20 protein-coding genes are annotated in these 24,091 nt (G+C 45.2%); 15 read left to right on the top strand and 5 right to left on the bottom strand.

The features are described 5' to 3' along the window. Positions 1-351: hypothetical protein (locus MiSe_RS03625; protein WP_226574901.1), on the bottom strand; the 351-nt coding region annotated here is incomplete at its 3' end. A 28-nt stretch (positions 352-379) separates the two neighbouring features. On the opposite strand from MiSe_RS03625, the gene MiSe_RS03620 reads away from it, so the two are divergent. The 10 genes from MiSe_RS03620 (at position 380) to MiSe_RS03575 (ending at position 14,045) form a co-directional block, all read left to right on the top strand. Further along, complete coding sequence (locus MiSe_RS03620; protein WP_226574899.1) at positions 380-1,543, top strand: hypothetical protein; 1,164 nt, start codon at positions 380-382, stop codon at positions 1,541-1,543. Between the two features lie 36 nt (positions 1,544-1,579). Next, a complete protein-coding gene (locus MiSe_RS03615) occupies positions 1,580-2,167 on the top strand; it encodes a CIS tube protein (RefSeq protein ID WP_226574898.1) in 588 nt (195 codons plus the stop codon). A gap of 27 nt (positions 2,168-2,194) precedes the next feature. Continuing rightward, the gene (locus MiSe_RS03610; RefSeq protein WP_226574896.1) at positions 2,195-3,922 is read left to right on the top strand and encodes a VgrG-related protein; all 1,728 of its coding nucleotides are present in this window, start codon (positions 2,195-2,197) and stop codon (positions 3,920-3,922) included. 122 nt (positions 3,923-4,044) lie between these two features. After that, positions 4,045-4,542: a PAAR domain-containing protein gene (locus MiSe_RS03605; protein WP_226574894.1), complete on the top strand. Its 498-nt coding sequence runs from the start codon at positions 4,045-4,047 to the stop codon at positions 4,540-4,542. Between the two features lie 184 nt (positions 4,543-4,726). Further along, positions 4,727-10,420: an eCIS core domain-containing protein gene (locus tag MiSe_RS03600; protein ID WP_226574892.1), complete on the top strand. Its 5,694-nt coding sequence runs from the start codon at positions 4,727-4,729 to the stop codon at positions 10,418-10,420. 18 nt (positions 10,421-10,438) lie between these two features. Continuing rightward, the gene (locus tag MiSe_RS03595; RefSeq protein ID WP_226574885.1) at positions 10,439-10,822 is read left to right on the top strand and encodes a hypothetical protein; all 384 of its coding nucleotides are present in this window, start codon (positions 10,439-10,441) and stop codon (positions 10,820-10,822) included. Between the two features lie 184 nt (positions 10,823-11,006). Continuing rightward, on the top strand, positions 11,007-12,170 hold the full coding sequence (locus tag MiSe_RS03590) for a type III secretion system chaperone family protein (protein ID WP_226574878.1): 1,164 nt from the start codon (positions 11,007-11,009) through the stop codon (positions 12,168-12,170). Positions 12,171-12,323: 153 nt separating this feature from the next. Beyond that, positions 12,324-12,932 carry a hypothetical protein gene (locus MiSe_RS03585; RefSeq protein ID WP_226574876.1) on the top strand — a complete coding sequence of 203 codons (609 nt, stop codon included), beginning with the start codon at positions 12,324-12,326 and terminating at the stop codon, positions 12,930-12,932. A 12-nt stretch (positions 12,933-12,944) separates the two neighbouring features. After that, positions 12,945-13,391, top strand: a complete 447-nt coding sequence (locus tag MiSe_RS03580) for a hypothetical protein (protein WP_226574875.1) — start codon at positions 12,945-12,947, stop codon at positions 13,389-13,391. A 198-nt stretch (positions 13,392-13,589) separates the two neighbouring features. Next, complete coding sequence (locus MiSe_RS03575; RefSeq protein ID WP_226574873.1) at positions 13,590-14,045, top strand: hypothetical protein; 456 nt, start codon at positions 13,590-13,592, stop codon at positions 14,043-14,045. A gap of 320 nt (positions 14,046-14,365) precedes the next feature. Here MiSe_RS03575 and MiSe_RS03570 read toward each other — a convergent pair whose 3' ends face one another. Together MiSe_RS03570 and psbP are read right to left on the bottom strand one after the other, a co-directional pair. Next, positions 14,366-14,971: a Maf family protein gene (locus MiSe_RS03570; RefSeq protein ID WP_226574871.1), complete on the bottom strand. Its 606-nt coding sequence runs from the start codon at positions 14,969-14,971 to the stop codon at positions 14,366-14,368. 234 nt (positions 14,972-15,205) lie between these two features. Then, positions 15,206-15,754, bottom strand: a complete 549-nt coding sequence (gene psbP / locus MiSe_RS03565; RefSeq protein WP_226574869.1) for a photosystem II reaction center PsbP — start codon at positions 15,752-15,754, stop codon at positions 15,206-15,208. 123 nt (positions 15,755-15,877) lie between these two features. Between psbP and MiSe_RS03560 the strand changes: the two genes are divergently transcribed. Next, complete coding sequence (locus MiSe_RS03560) at positions 15,878-16,444, top strand: hypothetical protein (protein ID WP_226574867.1); 567 nt, start codon at positions 15,878-15,880, stop codon at positions 16,442-16,444. Positions 16,445-16,880: 436 nt separating this feature from the next. Then, positions 16,881-17,717 (top strand): alpha/beta fold hydrolase, encoded by an 837-nt coding sequence (locus MiSe_RS03555; RefSeq protein WP_373872741.1) that lies wholly within the window; start codon positions 16,881-16,883, stop codon positions 17,715-17,717. A gap of 198 nt (positions 17,718-17,915) precedes the next feature. Here the strand turns inward: MiSe_RS03555 and MiSe_RS03550 are convergent, their stop codons facing one another. Continuing rightward, a complete protein-coding gene (locus MiSe_RS03550) occupies positions 17,916-20,150 on the bottom strand; it encodes a cation:proton antiporter domain-containing protein (RefSeq protein WP_226574866.1) in 2,235 nt (744 codons plus the stop codon). Positions 20,151-20,256: 106 nt separating this feature from the next. Here MiSe_RS03550 and MiSe_RS03545 point away from each other — a divergent pair, with 106 nt between their 5' ends. Together MiSe_RS03545 and MiSe_RS03540 are read left to right on the top strand one after the other, a co-directional pair. Beyond that, positions 20,257-20,967 (top strand): response regulator, encoded by a 711-nt coding sequence (locus MiSe_RS03545; protein ID WP_226574864.1) that lies wholly within the window; start codon positions 20,257-20,259, stop codon positions 20,965-20,967. Between the two features lie 16 nt (positions 20,968-20,983). After that, positions 20,984-22,075, top strand: coding sequence for a sensor histidine kinase (locus MiSe_RS03540; RefSeq protein WP_226574862.1), 1,092 nt, complete (start codon positions 20,984-20,986; stop codon positions 22,073-22,075). 169 nt (positions 22,076-22,244) lie between these two features. Here the strand turns inward: MiSe_RS03540 and MiSe_RS03535 are convergent, their stop codons facing one another. Then, positions 22,245-22,802 carry a hypothetical protein gene (locus MiSe_RS03535; protein WP_226574860.1) on the bottom strand — a complete coding sequence of 186 codons (558 nt, stop codon included), beginning with the start codon at positions 22,800-22,802 and terminating at the stop codon, positions 22,245-22,247. Between the two features lie 447 nt (positions 22,803-23,249). On the opposite strand from MiSe_RS03535, the gene MiSe_RS03530 reads away from it, so the two are divergent. Further along, the gene (locus MiSe_RS03530; protein ID WP_226574854.1) at positions 23,250-23,783 is read left to right on the top strand and encodes an REP-associated tyrosine transposase; all 534 of its coding nucleotides are present in this window, start codon (positions 23,250-23,252) and stop codon (positions 23,781-23,783) included. Positions 23,784-24,091: the final 308 nt, after the last annotated feature.

Here is a 24,091-nt window from a genome sequence, read left to right as displayed (position 1 = left end):
ATCTATGGGAGAAACACCAGAGATATCCGCAACAGCAACATCCCCCACAGCAATTGATTCCAAAGCATCGCCAACTGCCGATCTCGCATCTATGGGAGAAACACCAGAGATATCCGCAACAGCAACATCCTCTTCGTCAGCGGTCGCACCAACATCCGCCACAACAATCGGGTCAAAACAATCGCCAACTGCCGATCTGGAATCTATGGGAGAAACACCAGAGATATCCGCAACAGCAACATCCCCCACAGCAATTGATTCCAAAGCATCGCCAACTGCCGATCTCGCATCTATGGGAGAAACACCAGAGATATCCGCAACAGCAACATCCCCCACAGCAATTGATTCCAAAGAATCGCCAACAGCTGATGTCCCATCTATGGGAGAAACACCAGAGATATCTGCAACAGCGACATCCTCTTCGTCAGCGAAAGCAGCAGCATTCTCCAAAGCAATCGGGTCAAAACAAGACTCTCCAAGTTCTATTACAGAAGAGATTCAGGAACCAGGGCAAAATATTATCCAACCTCCCTTGGAAAATCCCAGTTTAAATATTCTCAAACCTTTAGTAACTTCAAAACCTTTAGCTCAACAATCAGATTTTATACCTTCCGAACTTGTATCTGATTTTATAGAAAAATCCCCCTCCACTTATCCAGAAACACCAACATCATCTATTACCGAGCGAGATAACTTACCAAACATTTCCCGCTCTACCGATACCGAACCAAAATCAACTGCTATAAGTATACCCTATTCTTGGTCAAATATCTCCGAATTACTGGGTGAAACAAACAACAATTATACAGAAAATATAGCTGATATCAAACCATTAGGTTTATCCAAACCTCTCAATAACGCAAACAATTTGCTCTCCCCCTCATTTTCTGATTCCAACGGGAAACAAAGTTTTTCATCTGCGGTGACTGAAGACGAATCCACGCCGTCTCAAGATATACCGAATTCATGGTCAAGCAGATCCGAATTATTAGGTGAAAATTCCACAACAACACCAGATAACATTCCATCTGAAAAACCAGAAGATGAATTTGCACCTTTATCCTTACTTGAACCGGAGACTTATTCACTTTCCTCCCCCATTAGCACCAAATCGTCCGCTGCTGACATTTCCGATACTTCCACTCCAGATGCTAGGGAAGAAATTTCCCAACAACCCACAGCAAATACGGCTCGCAAAGACTCTAAAATAGAAGATGAGCAATTAGAAATGCTTGCCCAAAAAGTTTACACCTTATTGCGGCAGCGGTTAGAAATCGATCTAGAACGTCAAGGTAAAGGCAGCGTAGGTTCTCCAATTTGGTTAAGTAATATTACATCCGTTTACGGAACTTCTACCAAAGTTAAATCAGCGCCAAAAAAGTCAACCCCAGGACAGAAAACGGCAGATAACCCAGGGGAAGTTTCCCCAGCTGACGATAAATTGCAGAAACTCACCAGGGAAGTCTATCACCAACTTCGACAGCGATTAGAAATAGATCGAGAACGTCAGGGAGGGTACTACTCAGGTCGTGTAAATTGGTAAAATAAATCACCCAATACAGGAGAATATATGCCACCGATGAGAACTTCAGCACCACTATCAGATAAATCCGGCAATTTAGTCAAAGCGGTATTGATATCCGATGATGGCGTCCCCCCCATCGAATTTATGTTCAATCCCACCGAATTGGTGTTTGAGGGAGTTGTTGAAACATCGGAAAGTCCAGGCGCGCGCACCCAGGATAAAGGACAGCCAAAAGTCAGCTTTTCCCATACAAAAGCTTACAAAATTACCATAAACAAAATATTGTTTGATACCTACGAAGACGGAGATGATGTCGTAAAGAAATACATTAATAGCTTCAGAAAAGCCGTTGAATTTGTTTCGGGAAAAGAACGTCCACCTATCTATCAATTCATGTGGGGAAAACAAGTTTACTTGCGGCGTTGTTTTATCGAAAAACTCAATTACAAACTCACCATGTTTTTACCAGATGGGACGCCAGTACGCGCTATCATAGACAGTCTGACGCTCAAAGAAGCTGATGAACCTAAAGAAAACGGCCCTTTAGGCGCTCCGAAGTCTAACCAAACAAACCGTCAAAAAGATAGTTTGACTAACCGCAGTGCTGCTAGCAAAAAGGCTAATCAACGTCGAAGTACTTAAACAAAAATTGGTGATTTAGAGGTAGATATGACTTCAGTCCATTACCGCGCCCTCCCGACATTAGAAATAGACGGTAAACCAGCGCCTCCCAACTTGATGGAAGATATTGTGCAAGTAATGGTAGAAGAAAGCTTGCACATGCCAGCAATGTTTACCTTGGTGATTCAAAACGATTACTTTCCTGGTAGAAGTCAAGATGAAAAGTGGCGGTACCAAGACTTATTGCAAATTGGTAAATCCGTCAAAATTGGTTTTACTTCCAGCACAACCGAAGCTCAAGATTATAATCAAAGCAACAAAAATAACGTTATAGAAGGCGAAATAACAGGCATTGAAACATTCTTTAGCGAGAGGTCCCAAGCTCCAGTAATCCTGCGGGGATATGATGCCGGTCATCGCTTGCATCGCGGACGTTATAACCGTTCTTTTCAAAACATGACCGATAGCGATATTGTCAAAAAAGTTGTGCAGGAAGTCGGGATAGAAATTGGCAAAATCGATGCAAGTGGAGTCGCCCACGACTACGTTTTTCAAGAAAATCAGACCAACATGGAATTCCTGCGGCAAAGAGCAGATAGGATTGGTTTTGAACTGTTTATTCAAGATGGAAAGCTCAACTTCCGCAAACCTAAAGCAGACAACAAAAAAATAACTCTAAAATGGTTGAAAGACCTCCACAGCTTCCGCGTGCGAGTTACCAGTTCAGAACAAGTTAAAGAAGTGGAAGTGCGCGCTTGGGATTACAAGGAAAAAAAAGCCGTTGTCTCGACCAAAAACCAAGAAAAAGTTATTACTAAAACTAATAACGGCAAAGGTAGCGATACCAGCAGTAAATTTAAAGGTCAGCCGCCAAAACCTAAAATGATTGTGGTAGATAAACCCATCTTCAATCCCAAAGAAGTCGATACAATGGCACAAGCTTTGTGCGACGAATTAGGGGGACAATTTATCTACGCCGATGCCAAAGCTGAAGGAAATACCGAAATTAGACCGGGACGCATCGTCAAATTAGAAGACATGGGACAGCACAGCGGCGAATACTACGTTACCGAAACTCGTCATACCTATCACGAGCGAGTATACGTTACAGAATTCAGCGTGCGGGGATTGCGGGGAGGCGACCTTTTAACCGCACTTTCCCCAGCAAATCACTTGCAACCAGGGCAAACTTTAATGGTAGGAATTGTTACCGATAATCAAGACCCAGAAGGTTGGGGTCGAGTTAAAGTTAAGTTTCCTACCCTAACAGAAGAACACGCCAGCAATTGGGCTAGAGTAGTAGCCATCGGCGCTGGAAATCAGCGAGGATTTGATTGTTTGCCAGAAATCAATGACGAAGTGCTGGTAGCATTTGAACACGGGGATATTCATCGTCCTTACGTCATTGGTGGAGTTTGGAACGGCAAAGATGCAACGCCCAATCCGGTAAAAGATGACGTTGCTGATGGCAAGGTGCGCCTGCGGACATTTAAAACCCGCGTCGGGCATAAAATTCAGTTTGTGGAGGAGGATAAAGGTAGTAGTAAGAAAGGCGCTTATATTGAGACAGCAGAGGGTCATAAATTACGCATTAATGACAGTCAAAAGTTTGTAGAAATTGAAACTAAGGGCGGTCATAAATTACGTTTGGATGACAGCAATGCCACTATCACTTTGAGTTCTAAGGGCAATTTGAAAATAGAAGCAAAGGGCAATATTGATATCAATGCCAATGGCATCATTACCATCAAAGGTAGCATGATTAAACTGAACTAAAAGTTAAGGAATTTTGGCGAGCCAAAGAAACCCGGTTTCTCCAAAAATCTTCGGTTTAGCAATTAGATATATACGAAGAAACCGGGTTTCTGGAATGTGACTAAAAGTTAAGGAAGTTTTGTATGGGAAAACCAGCAGCTAGAATTACCGATCCCGTAGCCCATCCTCTCCCACCTGTATTAACCGGAGGGCCTGGTAGCCCTAATGTATTGATAGGCAATTTACCAGCTTGGCGGGGAATTCCTTTAGCGTCAGCAGCTGCAATACAATCGGCGAAACGAATTAGCGACACAGCGATTAAAGCAGCCGAAGCAGCCACCCTAGCAGCCGCAGGAACCCCTGGATTGCCAGCAGCTAAAACGGCGGAAGAAACAACTAAAGCAACGGCTGCTGCAAGCATGAGCAGTACAATTACTAGCAGTGCGGGTGGGGCAGATATCCATAATTGCGCTACACCTTTGCCCGTTCCCCCACATGGCCCCGGCGTTGTAATTGATGGTAGTGCTACAGTTTTGATTAACGGGCTTCCCGCTTGTCGCGTAGGAGATACAATTGTGGAAGCACTTGGACCACCAAATAAAATTACAGCTGGCTGTTTTAGTGTAATGATTGGCGGTTAAGGTTAATTTTAGTACTAAAATTGCAACAGGACTTACGCTTGGGCGACCTAGAAATCGGGTTTCTGCGTAGATATCTGGTTTCAAAGCGACGATTTTTCATAGAAACCCGGTTTCTTTGCGTAGTCTCGCTCAAATCTGCAATCTGCAATCTGCAATTACTGGCAGTGCCTGGAGGAATTAGGCAATGAGTGAAAGAGTACCAGCCCAAAATAAAAACTCAGCGACGCCATCCCAGACTACTCAACAAAGTTCGCCCCTGTTTCAACAACGGCCTTTTACTGATGAGCGATATGAATCTTTTGGCAGCAATTCAAACATATCGAAGGAATTAGAAGGGATTCAACCAAAAACTATTCGTCGTAGCTTGAATTGGCAAAATATTGCTATAGAAGCGCCTTCTCGTAGCGATGGGATGTCTTTGCCTGGTGGCATTCAACGCCAACAGGAACAACCAGCGCCAGCAATTGGGCATCAGGTTGCAGCAGATTCAGCACAAAAAAGCGCTCTTGAATTAAGCAATTCAACGATATCAACCGACGAGCAAGCTCAACAGCCCAAAATCGCTCGTGCTAGGTTTGACTGGCGCAATATTTCTGTAGAAGCGCCTTCTCGTACTGGTGGTGACGCTTCCCCTCAACCGATTCAACGCCAACAGGAAACAGATCCAAAAGAAGAAAAAAGCGCAGAGGAATCTGGCAATTCCACAATATCCACCGACGCGGAAGCACAAAAACCAAAAATCGCTCGTGCAGGCTTCAATTGGCGCAATATTTCTATAGAAGCGCCTTCTCGTAGTGGTGGTGAGGCTTTCGCCGGTGCAATTCAACGCGCCTCGGAGGAAGAAAAAAAAGACATCGATTTGAAACCAGAAGCGCCAGCCATCGGGCGTCAGGTTTCAGGCTCAACAGAAGAAAAAAGCGCAGAGGAATCTGGCAATTCAACGATATCGACCGACGGGCAAGCACAACAGCCAAAAATCGCCCGTGCAAGCTTTAATTGGCGAAATATTTCTATAGAAGCGCCATCTAGAGGGGGAGCTTCCAGCACTTACCCAGGAGGAATTCAGCGTCAAGAAACCTCTGATGAGAAGGAAGGGGAAGAATCAAATGAATCTCTCCAAATGCAGTCAGAGGGGGCAATTCAGGCTAAGTGTAGTGAATGCGAACAAGAAGAAAAAGAAGAGCAAAACAACGAATCAATTCAAACCAAACTAACCGTTGGCGCACCGGGAGATAAATACGAACAAGAAGCTGACAGCATGGCGGCGAAAGTCATGACCATGCCAGACTCAGCCATAAAGCAACCAATTCAACGTCAAACCGAGGAAGAAACAGAAGCAGTCCAGATGCAGCCTCTGGTAAATTCCATTACTCCACTGGTACAACGCTCGTCAGGGGACGAAGAAGAAGTCCAGATGAAGTCAGGGTTGCAACGAGCATCTGATGGGAGTTCTCAGGCTTCTCCCAGCGTAGAAAACCGGCTCGCGGGTTCTAAGGGTGGAGGTAGTGCTTTACCCGATGATGTACGTAGTTTCATGGAGCCGCGCTTTGGTGCTGATTTTAGCTCAGTGCGGGTGCATACCGACTCCACTGCTGTCCAAATGAACAAGGATTTGGGGGCGCAGGCATTTGCTCATGGTAGCGATATTTACTTTGGTGCGGGCAAGTCTCCGGGGAAGAATGAATTGACGGCGCATGAATTGACGCATACAATTCAGCAGGGTGCGGCGGTGCGGCGAAAACCCAAGCCAGAAGAAGAGGAGAAACAACCACTTCAGGCGAAGAAACTCTCCAGTAAGACTCCCGAAATTCAAAATAAGTTAGCGACGGGGGTAGGCGCCCAAATTCAAGCTAAAGCCGACCCTGGTCAGATTCTAGAACAGCTAAAAAATACACCGCCAACCAGTGCGCCTGCGGCATACGGGCAAGCGCAAGCAGCTTCGGCTGGGGCGTTGGAGGCACAAAAACAACAACTCCAACAAAGTTTACCTAAAATTCCCGCACCGACAGGGTTGCCCGCTCAGAAATCCGGGTCTAAAGAAGCTAAAGGCAAAGGAACAGCAGCTGCTGGAAATAAGGAAACGCCTGCTACGGGAGCAAAACAGAAATCCGGTCAAGCCGCAAAGGGGTCTAAAATCCAGGTCAAAGAAGCACCTCCGCCTCGACCCATCAAAGCTACGCAGCTAGCTGGTGGGAATGTTGGAAAACCTCCTGCGGCTGGGAATGGCGGCGCAAAAAGCGAGCAAGCAGGTCAATCCGACCCTCAGTTGGCTCGCAGCGCTCAAAATGAACTGGCAAGTGTGCGACTCGACAGCAGTCAAGTTAGCACTAAGCTAGGGAAGGCTCCCACGGTTGATATGACGGGTGACGCTGACCCTGCACAAATGGATTTAGAACAACGTCAATCCAAGGAGCAAGTAAGCAAGAAAAAGGCAGAAGCTGCGAAAGAAATTAACCAAGACTTTGGTGAGAATAATATCTTCCCCGAAGACAGCAAGGAAACACTTCAGGCGAGTAAAGCACTCTCAGCGGCAAAGGCTCCTGGGGGCAACAAAGGCAAAGTACCCGTGGTTCCTGGTGAGGTGGCGGGTCAACTTAATCAATCCCTTGCTCCTGCACTGAAAGAACGTATCGGTGCAGAACAGCAAAAATATACTGTTGGCAAGCAGAAGTTTGATAAAGACACAGCCAAAGCTAAGACAGATTCGGATAAGGAAATTGCCAAGCTGAATCAAGAAACTAAGCAAAAACAACTGAAAGAACAGCAGTTGGCGAAGTCTGAGGTGCAAGCCTCGAAACAGGAGTGGCAAACAGAACTCACCAAGGCTGAAAAGGATTATCAAGATAAAGCAGGAAAGGCAACACAAGACCAAAAGAAAAAAATTGACCAGGAGAAACAGAAAGGAGAGCAAGAAGCTTCCAAACACATAGCAGAGGCGGAAAAGAAAGCCGAACAGGAAAAACAGAAAGCCGAAAAAGAAGCCGACCAGAAAAAGGGAGAATCCGAAAAAGAGTCAGGCGGTTTCTTGGGTTGGGTCAAATCGGCGGCTACTGCTGTCATTGACGGTCTTAAAAAAGCGGTCAACTTTATCTACGATAATCTCCGCAAGGCGGTCAAATTTATCTTCGAGCAAGCGATAAAATTGGCAACGGCTGTTATCGACCTGGCACGTAAAGCGATCGTTGGGTTAATTCAGGGTTTGGGAACGATTCTCAAAGGATTGGTTAACGTCGTATTTGCTGCTTTCCCAGAGATAGCTAAGAAAATCAACAGCAAAATTGATAAAGCTATTAAAGCAGCTGTAAAAGCGGTTAACGCTGCGGCAGATTTGTTGAAGAAAGGTGTTAAAGCTGCTCTAGATTTCCTGGCAAAAGCTTTGGATACTTTGCTAGCAGGTATCCAAGCACTTTACAATGCTGCTTTCGACGCCATTGGCAAAGTTATTGAGGCTCTCAGGAAACTCTTGGAGGGGTTGGGTAACTTGGTGGCTGCGGCGAAGCAGATGCCCGGTCACTTTATGGGGCAGCTATCCGAGGAAGTCCTGGGGATGAATCTTACGGAGCCATTGCCTTTTGAGCGTTCTAAGGAAGATTGTGCCAAGTGCGACGCGCCAGCAACGGCGAAGGGCGGCGAGGCTACAGCAAAGGGTGGCGACGATAAAGCAGCGCTGTTGAACAAGACTCAGTTTGCAGAAGATGACTTTGCTTTAGACTCTGTTGCGCCGTTTGATGTTGACCCAGAGTTCATCGCTTCGCTGAATCTTCAGCAGGGTGGGGACGTTGAGTTTGGTGAGTCGAATGACCCTGCAAACTCGATGGAGGCAATTAAGGCAGAATTGGCTGGAGGAGAGACAGAGGGCAATGCACCCGCGGGTGCTGCCGCAGGGGGTGAAAAGGCTGTCGGTGGGTGTTGCGATGACGAGCAAACTGCTGAGGCGAAACTCCAAGAGATGATGGCGCAAAAGCCGGAAGGTGCGGAGGGAACCCAGAAACAAGGTAAGCCAGCCCAGCAGGGCGATATTCCCGCGAATATGAAGACGATTGGGCCGCTTTCGGTGGGGCAGCGAGCCAAGTATATGTCTCACCAGATGATACAAGGTGTCAAGCAGTGGTTCTCTGCTAACTGGCCCAAATTGCTGGCGGGTGCGATCGCAGCCCTAGCGGCGTTTGTCGGTCTTAACATCCTGACGGGTGGTGCAATTATGGCAGCACTACCAGCGCTCATGCAGGTGGTAGCTGTCGTGATGGGTGGTGTAGCGCTGGCAAATATTGCGGGGCATATCGGCAATTACTTGAGCCAGGGCTGGGCGGGTAACATTGGTGGCGCTGCCAAGAGTTTAGCTCGTGGTTTGGCTGCTGGTGCCGTTGAGTTAGTCTTTGCCCTGCTGTTCAATGCTGGTGCGGTTATCAAGGCAATCAAGGGTGGTCTTAAGGGAACTGCGAAGGCGGCGACAGGAGCGGCTAAGAACACAGTCAAGGCAACTGTCAAGAGTGTCAAAGAGTTGGGTCAGATTGGTGCCAAGGGAGCGAAAACGGCTCTCAAGAATGGCAAGATTATGCTCTCTGGGGTCAAAGGTGGATTTGCCAAAGGCGCGAAGTCGCTGGATGACCTGGCAAGTCGGCTTGTGGGCAAGTTGCGTTTCAACAAGTTCAAGATTCGGCGGCAGGGATTCCGAATCCAGCTTCTAGGACACATCAATCCGTGGGTGTTGCTGGCGGATGGCTCTGTTGAGTTTGTCGAGTCCACAAAGCTGCCAAAAGGAAGCCGCCGTCCGAAAGTTGGCGAAGTTGTCAAAGTCAACGAACAGGATGCAATTGTTGTTGGCATTAGGAATGTAGCCAGTAAAGACGTTGAAGGTCTACAAGAAGTGCTACCTCGCCTTCAGCAAGTAGTAGAAGGCAAGGCAGGTTCTCAGAAGTTTCTTTACTTACATGAATTGCTTGGCTCAAAAGGGTTGAGAAACCTTGCCACAAAAACAGATGATGAGATTCTGGCAGCCTTCAAGACGGCTGAGGTAGCGGCACAGAATCCAAGATTGAGACGGTTATTAATAGAACGTCCAGCGCTGTTTGAAAAGCTAGCAAAGAATCCGGAGGCAGTTAATACATTACAGCAAGCCTTGGATGATGTGAGTAAAGAAGGTGCTGAAAACTTGGCAAGTGTCGGAACTAGAACTCCAAAAGACACTCCACTCACTCCCAATCAACGACAGATTAGTGAAGAGATCCAAACCACACTCCCGCGTGAAAAACCAACACAACCAGGTTACGACCCACAACTAAGTAGAGATGAATACCTGGATGAACTGTACAGGCAAGCCAAGGAGGCAGACCAAGAACTGCGACCGCTAACAGAAAGGCTAGCTGAAATTACGGGTGGCAAGCCAGGTTTCCGGAAGGGGCTTAAAGGGCGAGAGCGATCTCTGGATAAGGTGCTGGAATACGAGAAGGAAGGTGCGAATGCTTCCAGACTAGTAGATATCGCAGGTAGTAAGATCGTGTTCAATTCACTTGACGATCTGTACGCCGCACTCGATCAGATTAGGCGCGAGATCGAAAGTCTCCCTACGATTGACATTGCTCAAATTAAGGATCGTTTTATTAAACCTCAAGGCAGCGGTTATCGTGACATCCTGATGAATCTTAAGATGACTAACAAGCACATAGCTGAATTTCGGCTACACCTTCAGCAATTTGATGAAGTTGCTGCAATAGAACACGATCTATATGATGTGATTCGCACTATGGAAACTCTTGCTGAACAAGCGAGTAGAGCACTTACAACACAGGAGACAGCCATAGAAGCTGCCATAAAAAGACAAACACAGCAAATGTACGACGATGCCTTGAAGCGTGCACTGGGGGAAAATCCCAGATAACTTGAAGAGAAACAAACTATGGAAGCGGATTTACCAGAGTACTACATTGTGGTTGAACGCCCCATCAAGGTAGTCTCTACTAAAGATGGTGGGATGACTGTCCTCAAATACAATTTTGAGACAGGTGGATTCGACTATGGGATGGAGTACCTAAGCAGAGTCATGTTTGGAAAAGATGATGTAGAAAAGGTATCCGAAGAGGAGTTTGTGCAACATGTCGAAAAGCTAAGAGGGAGTAGCCTCAAGGGAGAGGGAACAGTCTATGACCTTTATCAGTTAATCAATGATATGGAAGATGACGCTAAAGAGAAAGGAGAAGACCTGACAGTGGAGGATAAAGCGCTAATCGTTAGTCTGAGAAGAAGAACGTATCAACTTTTCGAGGAAAGTCAGAAAAGCTGACAAAATGACCATACCTAATCTTTCAATAAAGAACTTCTTTTGTACTGATTTGACCTGAAGCTGATACTTCATCATTCTCAAAGACTAAGAACTAGCTGGTGGAGATTGAGCCATCTCCACGCTCATCGGCCAAACTCACCATGTATGGAGAATTCAAAGGTCTATCAGGTCAAGGATAACCAGCATGACCACAAAGACTGAAAGTTATCAACTCGATAGCGATTTAACCCTACGCGATCGCTCCCAATCCCCCCTAACCCTTCGCGCAGTATCTCTATCTCTGATCAAGCAAGATGACGAAGTAATCGAGTGTCGTTTCACCTTCAAAGTAAACCCACAACTCTACCAGCGCATCGACACCGAGGCATTATTCAACCTCAAGCCAGAAGTGCGCCGCCCCCTCTCGGCTGGCAACTTCCTGCCCTCATCCGACATCGAAATCGAAATCGGTCTACAGCCAAATTTGCTGCCACAGCCGATAGAACAGGCTACAAACGCTAACGAGGCTGCAACCTATATCCTAAATCTGAGTCAAGAACAACCCGAAAACCCATTGCTATCTACCGAGAGTTGGTTAGCACTATCCGTCAAGCAACAACAGGAGTCCAGTGAGACGGGCTACCGCACTCTCTGGGCTGATATGACTGCATCGGTTTTTGTCCAAGCAGCCACAGAGGGTGAGGGCGACCAAATTAATGATGCTATAGCCAATTTCTTCAAAGAATCGATACAAGCCAATCTGCCTGCGGTGACACAGGAAGCTACTTCCCAGATGGTTGAGGAAATGACCAATTATTTCAAACAATTGGCTAATGTCAGTTTGGATGGGTTAGCCCAGCGCGTGTCCAGCACATTTGCTCAGGAAGTAGAAGCCAGTTTCAACTCCACTCCCACAAACGAACAATTTTTTGCAGAAATTGTCAATTTCTTCACAGAAGATGAATGGCCTTTCGTCCAGATTGAAGGAGAGCCACTCTTGCAGATGGTTTTCCAGGGCGAAAATGGAAAATGGACTTGCTACGCCAAAGCAAGAGTTGAACAGAAGCAATTGGTCTTTTACTCAGTTTGCCCCGTCAACACACCAGAAAACAAGCGAATGGCGATCGCAGAGTTTCTGACTAGAGCCAACTGTGGGATGATTATCGGCAACTTTGAAATGGACTTTGAAGATGGGGAAATTCGCTACAAAACCAGTATTGATGTTGAAGGCGACAGTCTCAGTTCGGCGCTGATAAAACAGTTGGTTTATGCCAACGTGATGATGATGGATCAATACTTACCAGGAATTATGTCTGTTATCTATGGGGAGGTGGAAGCAGTGGATGCGATCGCTCAAATAGAATCATAACCAATCGCGCGATCGCGCCCCTAATAACTGTTAACTTTATCTTCACTCAGGTTGGATCTATAATTGATGGAAATGTGGAAGCAGATAATGCAAAGTCTCAAATAGAAAGCTAGCTAGGTAATAGGGAATAGAAAATGGGAAAGTACAACACCAATGGTTCAAGCCCAAAGCGAAGCTGAAACAGCACTAAAGGAAGTGCAAAACTTGCTTGAAACCCAACGTCAGCTTATCAAATCCGGCAAGCTAGCAGCCGACTTTACCTATAGACTAGATGGATATGAAAATGAATTAAATAAACTTAAAACTAAATGGCAAAATACTAAAAATATAGCAGAAAATTCAGAGTATTATGAAATTGCCCAGGAGGAGTTCAACCAGGTAACCAGAGACGCGGGAGAACTTAAATCGCGGATTCAAGAACAAATCCCATCCCCAGAAGAAAATAAAATAGAAACTCTACCCACCACCTGGGCAAACATTCAGCCTGATACCGTTTATCAAACCAAGGCTTGTATGCTAGTATCTTTTAGCAACAAACAAATTATTTTTGCTACAACTAAGGATAGAGATGGAAACCATCTTAGAGCGATCGACAAAGGTGAAGTTCCTCCCCAAGGACATCAAGGTCTGGTTCGCTCTGAAGAGCCAGGATTTGACTTCAAATCAAAAGTGCTAAGTAAAAAAGTATCGCATTACCGTTTTCATGGAAAGATGATTGATGGCGTTTTACACTTTCCAGGTAAAGTAACCAACAAGAAATAAGGGATAAACAATATGATGACTGTCAATTTAAACAATCACCCGATTTGGCATCAGTTAGCTGAAATATTAGCGCAAATCGATGTAAATTCCCTGGCAATGCACCATCTCAAAAATTGTAACTATAAAGTGATGGGATACCAGGATGAAGATGAATTTTACGAAGAAATTGAGTTCACTAGCCCAATCGAGGCAGAGTTGGTTAGTAGTTCGTTAGGCATGACAAGCTCTTTGCCTGAACGTTCTCGCTGGATTACGCTGAATTTTTTGCTCAAAGCTGCAACATCTGCTCAGGAAAGTCAGCCAATTAGTGAGAATGAAATTGAGGAAATTGGTGAGCTGAGTCTTGTTTTTGATCCCAATATGGAATGTATCGATGAGAGTTGGGTCATCTATACACAATCTCCCTTTGTAGTAACTAAACGGGAGAAAGACTTGACCCAGGAATTAAATCCAGCTTGAAATCTACCAAGCATCAGCAAATAGTCAAAAAATACCTGTAATCAACCAAAAAAGAGGTTTGAAGCAATGAAGCCATTGCTAGAACGTGACTTTAGTGTCTCAGTTAGGCATCAAATTTGGGAATAATTACCAGAAAAAGCTGAATTTTATCGGGCAATTTACTCGGTTAACCTAAATTTTTGAGTGAATATAATGTTTGTGCCAGAGTTTGAAATAACCCCAGATAAATGGCCTCCTGTATTGCCAGAAAATGTTGATGATGTTAGTACAGAAATTGAAGCAAGACTTTTTACCGTAGCACTTTCTGATTACACGGTAACACCCAACGCACTCTTAGCAGGAAAACAGGAAATAATTCATCTTCCGTCGGTTAATGAAGATGTGAAAAACTCAGATATTGATGCAAAAAGGGGAGTAGTATTTTACGTTAGTCATCAAGAATTTGAGATTTTTAGTAAAGAACTGTCTGTGCTGGCTAACCAGACTCCGGGAGTACAGGATTGTGTGAAAATATCCCAAATAAAAGAGATGGAATTAGCAAAATTTATTCTATCTAACATCATAGGTTCACAGCACTTTTCGACAGGCGATTTGAAAATATTAGGTATGGAAAATAAATCCGCCACCAAAAAATATACAGCGGATTGCAAATGATATCATGTCCGGTTGAATACCCATAGTTAGGATTGACGCACCGGACGCGGAGATAGGGAGACGCGGAGAGTTTTAATTAAGAGTGATTTGACGGACATGATATGAGTTAGGTACAGCCTTAAGGCTGAGTTTGTGTAGCGGCACCCTTAAGGGTGCCGCTACACAAACTCAGGTGTACCTCATACGGCTGCAATCCGCTGTAAATCAGCAAGAAGAAAACGACGAAAAATAGCGGAGATAAATGCTTCCTAGTCAAGTCTTAGTGATGTACAGCCAGATGATGCGAAGTCTCAAATAGAATCATAACCAATCGCGCTATGTTAACTTTCCGGTAACTGCCAGAAATCGGTAACATCGTATCCCAATTCCCCCAGCATTCGACGCAGCAAAGGTAAGCTGAGTCCAATCACATTTGAGTGACAACCTTCGAGTTTTTCTACAAATAAACCCCCCCTACCTTCCAGGGCAAAACATCCGGCACATTTGAGGGGTTCGCCCGTAGCAACGTAGGCGGCAATTTGGCTCGAGCTGACATCGGCAAAATAAACCCGCGTTACCTGTAGCTGCACCAAAGTTTTGCCTTGTTTGGTATCAATTAAGGCATGTCCCGTATAAAGATCGCCCACATTGCCGCGCATTATTTGCCAGCGCGCGATCGCTTCTGATACATCGGCGGGTTTTCCGTGAATTTCTCCATTTACCGACAAAACCGAATCGCAACCCAATACTAAAGCATCAGGAAATTGAGATGCTACAGTTTCCGCCTTACGTTGAGCTAAAATTTGCACCAGTTCGGCAGGGTCGCTTAACTGAACTTGAGACTCATCAAAATCGCTTTGGCAGACAATCGGTTCTATCCCGGCATTTTGCAGCAATTTTCGCCGCGCCGGAGAAGCGGAAGCAAGTACAAATTGAGGAACGCGCATAGGTAGATTAAAAGCAGGTGGGCAGGTGGGCAGATAGGCAGGTGGGCGGGTGAGTTACAGCGGATAAATTCCTCGTCTTGGTACAGCCTTAAGGCGCCTTTTGTGTAGCGGCAGCATTAATGCTGCCGCTATACAAACAAAGGTGTACCTCATACGGCTGCGATCCGCTGTAATTTTCATCTGTTAATCTTCCCAATTACCCATTACCCATTACCCATTACCCATTACCAATAACTAATAAACCGAGAAAGATTTAACCACGGTTTCCAACTGTTGTTTGGCTTTTTCCCAACGCTGTTCGGTGGTAGAAGCGTTGAAGGTAAACAGTTTACCGCGACTGACGACGACGCTGGCTAAGTTGTGACGTTCTTGCTGGTTCGGGAGTTTGACGGCGTATTCTAAAAGGTAATAAGTTTTATCGCGAAATTCCAGCGTTTCGGCATTCACGAGTTCGGCGGTGCGACCCGAGTCGGGAGGTGCGATCGCATTCTTCGACAATTTATATCCTACTTCCCCTGGCGTTCCCAACTCAGCCAAAGATTTAGCTTCAGGTACTGGACTAACTACCAAACTTATGTTCTCGGTACTCTCGATCAAATCGTGGAATACCACCTCCGGACCATTTGACACTTTAACTTGCAACCAACCGTTAGGATAGAGGAACTGGTAACCTTTGGTAGTATCGACATAGCTTTTCAAACCGCTGGTGGGTGAAATGCTGCAACTAACCAAACTCACAGCTACTAATACCACTAGCAGAACCGCCGCAATCCGTTTCAACATTTATACTGTCCCCTTAAGCACCATGCTGGAATCGAGTAGCACCGTTATCCGGGTTACCTCAATCAACCCAGCCGTTCTATTGTCCCATCTCTTGTGTCTATTTTGGATTCATGGAAATCCCCCATGTTAACAAGCATAGAGTTACGCTGGTTTTATCGCGGCACGCTACCGCCTGAAATTCAAGATTGGTTTAATTCACAGGCGCTTGGCGAACCCCCCGAAGCGCCTGAAGAACGGGAAGATTTTTATTTGCTACTGCCGGAGTGCGAGACTTTAGGGATTAAACTACGGCAAGAACGATTGGAAATTAAATGGCGCAAAGCTGAATTAGGCGTGCTGCGATTTGGAGATAATGTAGCGGGGAAGGCCGAGAAATGGGTAAAGTGGATCTGCGAAGATAATACGGTAGAAAGTTTAGTAAAAGTAGATGTAGATTCGAAAGCTTATTGGGTGGGTGTTGTGAAGGTGCGATCGCTCCGCAAATACCCAAACTGTAACGTTGAAATTACCCGGTTAACTATTGAGGGCAATGCTTGGTGGAGTTTCGCTTTTGAAGCTTATGGTGAAGAAGCCAATTTAATCGATAATCTTCAATCTGCCGCTAACTTAGTATTTCAAACCTATTCTGGTTCCTACTTCCAACTTCAAGACTCCTACGCCTATCCCAAATGGTTTGCTATAGCTATCTAACGCAAGTTGCTAGTTATAAACTTTGGCGTTGCTAATTGCAAGCTTGCTAATTGCTAATCTTGGATTTTTACCAATCGATCCATCAGCCATTAGCCATTAGCCGCTCTTCGTGAGATAACTAGCAACTTGAGTTATCTAAAATTTTTTTACTGTAACAGGACTGACGCAGGTCGAGGTGAGAAACCCGGTTTATACTTTGATATTTGGTTCGCTTTCCCAAGGATTTTGCAGAGAAACCGGGAACTTGCGCGTAAGTCCTATTTAAGCCGAAGCTCCATACTCCCATCACTTTTATTATGATTATGATCTAGCTCTGGACGATCGCTACGATCGCACCTCAAGGACACTCCAAGCATTACCCTGTCTGGATGCGCGCGCTTTAGTTGCGTAAATCCTGTTGATGTCGCGTCCCTACGCCTGAATGGAAAATTAAATTATGCCTGTTCGCGAAACCTTATTTTTACCGCAGATCCAACTTTCTTACTTGGAATGGAACCAAGGTCAAGAACCCTTGCTGCTGTTACATGGCTTAGCTGATAATGCCCTGGTTTGGTCGAGTTTGGGCGATTTTTTGACACCTGACTATCACATCATCGCGCCAGATTTGCGCGGACACGGTGATAGTAGCAAGCCTGAGCAGGATTATAGCTTCCAGAGCGCGATCGCCGATCTAGAAGCATTGATGGATGCCAAAGGATGGTCAAGCGCTCATGTAGTTGCTCATTCATGGTCGGGTAAACTAGCTGCTATCTGGGCAAGACAAAATCCAGCGCGCCTGCGGAGTATGGTTCTAGTAGATCCAATCTTTATTTGGAAAATGCCTAGTTTCCTGAAAATAACCTTTCCATTTTTGTATCGCGTTTTGCCATTTCTGAAAGCAATGGGGCCATTTAATACTTACGAACAAGCTTTAACTTTGGCACCGCAATTAAAACAATATCAAGGTTGGAGTCCCCTGCAACAGAAAGTTTTCCAAGCTGGAATCGAACAAAAACCCGATGGTCGTTGGGGGAGCAAATTTACCATTGCCGCTCGCGACGGTATTTTTGCAGAAGTAATGCAAGTCGCTGGACTAACAATACCGATTGAAATTCCCACCCTATTCGTGCAGCCAGAAACAGGCGTAAATCGGTTTGATTGGCAACTCCAACCTTACAAAACCTATCTGAAAAACTTACAAATCTGCCAAGTACCGGGGAATCATTGGCCTTTTTTAACCGCTCCGGAAGCATTTAACCAAACTGTAGCAGCTTTTTTACTCCCTTACGGGTAAAAGATTATCTACTTCTTCCTTCTTCTTCCTTCGTGTCCTTCGCGTCTTTGCGGTTCAATAATAATAATTTTTCCGGCACTGAAAGGAGTAAACAAGTCGGCATAAGTGCTTTGAAATAAATTAAATAAACCGCGAAGACGCGAAGGACACAAAGAAGAGGAAGAAGAGAAGAAAGGTTAGGGGGGCTCGGATTTGGTATTAATTATCTGTTGCAGCAAGTTTGACAACTTCCTGGGTACTCGCCGGTTCTCCTTGCAACAGAATGCAATCTCCTAGCTCTAATTTCATCGCACCATCTACCTTATAATCCAACTTGCCGTGTCTGCGGATTGCTTGCACCCGCAGGTTGTATTGACGCTGCAAATCAGCTATTTGCATTGCCAAAAGCTGGGAGTTTTCTGACAGCGTCACCCACTGATGGTAGCCTTCCCCAAGGAGGCAGCCACCCCGCACCAAATCTTTAAATGCTGCCAATTCTTTTCGCTCTCCAACTGCGAGCAAGCGGTCTTTTGCACTTAAAACTGTCTTGGCGGGTGGGTAATACTGGGTTTCGTCGCTCTGGTTTATAGCCATGATCGTGACCCCTGTCAAGTTGCGAATATCCGCTGCCGCCAGCGTCATTCCAACTAAAGGGGAAGTGGTATCCAAAGTTACCCATTCTTGGTTGAGTTCTGGTGCTGCGGCGCTCAAATCTAGTTGTTGTTTGCGAATTGTGCGTTCGCGGCGAATACTTTGATAGCGATCGCTCCGCATCCGATCAATTACCGAGTAGATAATCGATCTGTTAGTTCCCAGAGTTGCTAATAAATGCGCCGTAATTTCCAAAGCTGCTTCAAATTCCGGTTGTACGACTTCTTTTGCACCTAACTGAGTCAGCAGGTCAATTTCGTCATTTTGATGGGAACGAGCGACGATATCTAATTCGGGTGCTAATTCTAGGGCGCGTTTGAGTAACAAACGGGTACTCGCCGGATCGGGGAGAGCGATCGCTAATGCTTTAGCTTTATCCAAATGTGCCTTTTCTAACACCAACTCGGAATCTGCATCGCCAAAAATATAGGGAATTTGCTCGCTTCTTAACCGTTTAATCCCCGCTTCGCTATTTTCAATCACCAAAACTTTGTGACCCTGCTCTTGCAAGATATTGACGATAGTTTGTCCAACTCGCCCATATCCGGCGACGACTACATAATCTTTGAAACCTTCTGGAAGTGACAAATCTTTAGGATCGCGAAACTGACGCAGGTAATCGGATAAAAACGGCAATTCGCCGATTTTATCGGCTAAAACTGGAGAAAAGCGCACCCAAGCTGGAGTTAGTAATAAAGTAATTGCTGTCGTTCCTACTAATAGGAAATACTTGTTTTGGTCGATAAACCCTTGTTGCAAACCCACCAAAGCTAAGACAAAGGAAAATTCCCCAATTTGATTCAGTCCGAAGCTGGCGAGCGCTGCGGTTTTAAACGAGTAGCCAAAATTCATCACAATTGGCAGAATAATCGCTGCTTTCCCCAGCATCACGATCGCCACCAACCCCAAAATTTGACCAAAATTATCCATCAAGACATGGGGGTCGATCAGCATTCCAATCGAAGCAAAAAATAAGCTGGCAAACGTATCTCTCAATGGCAGAACTTTCGCTAATGCTTGGTCGGCATAATCAATTTCGCTAATCATTAAACCAGAAACAAACGCCCCCATTTCAATCGAAAGACCAAGTTTAGCAGTAATTAAAGCTACACCCAAACATAGGGCAATTACGGTGATAAGAAATAACTCGCCGCTTTCAGTTTCGGCGATGCGTTTAATTAATCGGGGGACTAACCACCGACCTGCGGCGATCGCTGCTGCCAAAAATACCAGTACTTTCAGTAAAGCTGCTCCTAATGCTGGGCCAAGATTAGCCGGGTTATTCAGTGCTGGTAAAATTGCTAACATCAACCCTAAAGCCAAGTCTTGGGCAATTAAAATCGCCAACATCACTTGACCGTGGAGGGTGTTAGTTTCCCCGCGTTCGGTGAGGGTTTTGAGAACGACAGCAGTAGAAGAAAGCGAAAGCACCGCACCCAGAAATATTCCCTGGGTCGGCGTATTCACCCAACCGCTGACACTGGTCAATAAAGTTACCAGGGCAATAGTAAGACCAATTTGCAATAAACTGCCTTGAATCGCAATATCTTTTACTCGTTTAAGTTCGGCAAGGGAGAACTCAACGCCGAGGGCGAATAACAGAAACGCGACGCCAATTTCTGCCAAAGGTTTAATTTGATCCACTTCGCTCAAAAATTTGAGACCAAATGGGCCGATAATTAAACCGCTGACTAAATAGCCGATCAGTACGGGTTGGCGCAGTCGGTTAGCAATATAACCTCCCACCGCCGCAGATCCCAGCACCGATGTCAGATCCAGAATAAAGTTTTGTCCTGCTGCCATATTTCGCTGGGAAAGTTATGGGTTATATTCTATAACTTTATTAACTTTATAGTCAATCAGCGCTATATTTAAAATAAAATTCAATCTCAAGTTTGAAATTCCAGAGATGAAAATCTTAATTGTTGAAGACGAACCGGAAATCGCCAAACTGATCCAAAGGGCCCTGGAAGCCGAAAGCTTTTCCTGTCAGCGATGCGGCGACGGACAAAGGGCGTTGCAATTGTTTCAGGAGATGCAACCCGATCTGATTGTCCTCGATTTAATGCTACCTGGTTTGGATGGTTTGGAAGTATGTGCCCGCATCCGGCAAAAACCAGGGCCGAAAGACCCTTATATTTTAATGTTAACTGCAAAAGGAGAAGAAATTGACCGGGTAATTGGCTTATCTACAGGCGCGGATGATTATTTAGTTAAACCGTTTAGTCCGAGAGAATTGGTTGCGAGGGTACGAGCATTATTGCGACGCAGTCTCCGTCACGGCGCACAAAGTTTGGTTTATCGCACCCAACATTTTACCGTTGATCTAGACCAGCGCACGGCTTCCCGTCATCTGAATTCCAATCAATCGGAAACTTTAGACTTAACGGCGTTGGAATTTAATCTTTTAAGCACGTTTGTCAGTCAACCCAATCGAGTTTGGAACCGCACCCAGCTAATCGATAAACTTTGGGGCGATGACTTTTTTGGCGATGAACGGGTGGTAGATACTCACGTAGCCAGACTGCGGAAAAAAGTCGAGCCAGATCCGGGAAATCCCACTTTTATTAAAACGGTAATCGGCGTCGGTTATAAATTTGAAGACCCAAATCACTCCTAAAGTCTAACCTAAAATTATGGCTAAGTTTGGTTTGCGCGATCGCTTATTTTTTTCCCACCTCCTCGTGATGCTAGTCGGAGTAGGCAGCCTCGTAATCATTGGTAAAGTATATTCCCCCCGCTTTTTTATCGTGCAATTGGAACAAATCGAAGATACTAATTCGGGGTTCTTGTATGACCGCGCTCGTTTAGTACAAGGCTTTGAAATTGCCTGGAGTCGGACAACTTTTTGGTCGGTGATTGCAGGCGCTACTGCTGCTGGTGGATTGAGTTATTGGGTATCTAAGCGAATTATGCAACCTTTGAACCAAATGGAAAATATTACCCAAAAGTTTGCTTCTGGAAAAATGAAGGAGCGAATGCCTGCAATTGAAATTCCAGAACTGAATCAATTAGGCGTTAGTTTCAACCGCATGGCATCGAGTTTAGAAGGGGTGGAAAAAAGACGGCGAGAACTAATTGGAGATTTAACCCACGAGTTGCGAACCCCCCTAACGGTGATTCGCGGTTACTTAGAAGAATTGGCAGATGGTAGCATCGCTCCAACGCCAGAAATTTATCAGCAATTAGCGAAAGAAACAAAGCGGTTAGAGCGGTTAGTCAACGATTTGCAAGAACTTTCAAAAGCCGAAGCGGGGTATTTACCAATTAAGCTGAAACCCGTTAATTTACTGAATTTATTCAAGTCATTGGTGCAAAAATTTACCGACCAACTGCTGGAAGATGGCCCGGTTTTGCAATTAGATTGTCCGCCACAGTTGCCCTTGGTATTAGCAGATATTGACCGAGTCGAACAGGTGTTGGTTAACTTATTGGGTAACGCTCTGCGCTATACTGAAGCAGGTTCGATTACGCTGCGGGCTTGGATTGAACCCGGTAAGCTTTGGATAGCAGTAATTGATACGGGATCTGGCATTTCACCTGAAGATTTGCCCCATATTTTTGAACGCTTTTTTAGGGCAGATCGTTCCCGTGCTAGGCATTCTGGAGGAACCGGCATCGGTTTGGCGATTACCCGCCGGTTAGTTGAACTACAAGGGGGACAAATTAAGGTAGAAAGTAAGTTAGGAAAAGGCAGTGTTTTTCGATTTTTCCTGCCTTTAGCTTAATGGGTTGATCGATTAAGAATATCAGGACTTACCCAAACGTTCTAAATCTAGGGTGCGTTATCAGCGGTGTACGGCACCGCCACCACCATATATGGCGTTGCTGCGTAATTCCTGAATATTTTAGTCAATTGTCAGTAGTTTTTTGCCGCTGACAACTGACAACCGACAACTAACTATTGACTCTCCCTTTCCCTCTGAAAACTGAACCCAGACCAACTGCGCCCAAAGCCAACAGACTCGATACAGGTGTCGTTTCGGGAACGGTTGGATTGTCAAAGATTAGCTCTGCATCAAACCGAATGCGGCTACCAGGCGGATTGGTAATTCTAAATGGGTAAACGATTCCACCTGGGGGAATAATTCCGCCACTTTGAACTAACTTTTTGCCATCAGGAGAGATAACTAGACTGCTGAAAATATTAGAAATTGCTCCCCCCCAGATCGCATCTTGATCGTCGGGAATAATATCGATCGCACCTATGATGTTAAACGGCGTGTTATTGATTGCAGTTCGAGGAGGAGAATCTGTAAACAGAGTGAATACAACCCCATTGCCACACCAAGGGGGACAAATTCCCACTTCAGGTGTTTCCTTACCTGGAGGAGGTGTAATCACATTATTTGTGACTAGCACCACAGACTGAGCAACAGCAGGAGTTAAAAGCGCGATCAAAGCTGCACTGGCTGTAGCCATCGACAGCTTGTTGATTAAAGTTGCAAAAGCCATCAGCGATTTACGTACCGTAATATTATAAAGATAAATAATATCATTTAACGACGGCTGCTACGGCTTCCAAATTGGATATTTAGCAAAATTGATCGTACCAAGATCGCCCTGGTGTGGGGTTATATCATGTCCGGTTGCTTCGCGAGCGCGAATTTTTCTCGTTACCAGGCTCCGGCTTGGTAACGCCATTTTCTCGTTACTAGGCTCCGGCCTGGTAGCGCCATTTTAGAGGCTCTGCCTCACTCACTTTCCACCTAGATCTCTAGTTGACAAATCAACGATTTTTCATAGAAACCCGGATGGGTGCGCGTAAGTCCTGAGATTATTCGCCTGGGAAGACCTTCTAGAAGCTCAGCCTCGCTTCAATACTTTACTTTGCTTCTCTCAAGTTATTTTCAGCCTCCACCTGGGAACAATACAAACGAAACAACTAGACAAAGTAACATAATGGGACGCAGCCGCTATCACGTATTAGGAAACCAACCGCACTTCGTCACCTCCACAGTTGTCAACTGGATGCCTCTGTTCGGTCAAGTTGAACTAGCGCAGATTATTCTAGACTCGCTTGCATTTCTGCAACGCCGACAACGCCTAGTATTATATGGCTATGTCGTGATGGAAAATCATCTCCACCTGATTGCTTCCGCTGCGAGTTTATCCAAGGAAATCGGGGATTTTAAATCATTTACAGCGCGGTCTATTATTGACTTACTTAAAGCCAAGCAGTCAGACCGTATCCTCAATCAACTAAAGTTTTACAAACTACGTCATAAAACAGATCAGGAGTATCAACTTTGGCAAGAAGGATTTCATCCCCAGGCTATCTTGAATCAGGAGATGTTTAGACAAAAGTTGGATTATATTCACTATAATCCAGTCAAGCGTGGTTATGTAGACGATCCGGCTCATTGGCGGTATTCTAGTTACCGCAATTACATCGGTCAGCCTGGGTTGTTAGAGGTGGAATTGATTGATTTTTGAGGGGGAGGCAGCAGCTTCCAGAATGCATTCCCAGGTGAAACCTGGGAACTAGCTGGTGTGTCTTCTCGTTTCTCGTTACCAGGCTCCGGACTGGTAACGCGATTCTAGAGGCTCTGCCTCGGTTCAAGCGGTTGGTTGCTTTTATCCGTATATTTACTTATCTTTTCAAGATTTTATGTATTGAATTAACTCAGAAAGTCAGTAGAAACAAAGCACTATGAAATATTGTTGAAGGAATTTTATCAAATGGCACAGATCTTCATCGCTATCATTCCTGCCTGCAGTTTTTGAGAAGACGCTTGAGTGGG

It is taken from the genome of Microseira wollei NIES-4236 (assembly GCF_020521235.1).
GTDB classification, from domain to species: Bacteria; Cyanobacteriota; Cyanobacteriia; order Cyanobacteriales; family Aerosakkonemataceae; genus Microseira; species Microseira wollei.
The sequence above is the reverse complement of the archived record's forward strand: the minus strand, read 5'-3'. Positions and strand labels throughout refer to the sequence as shown.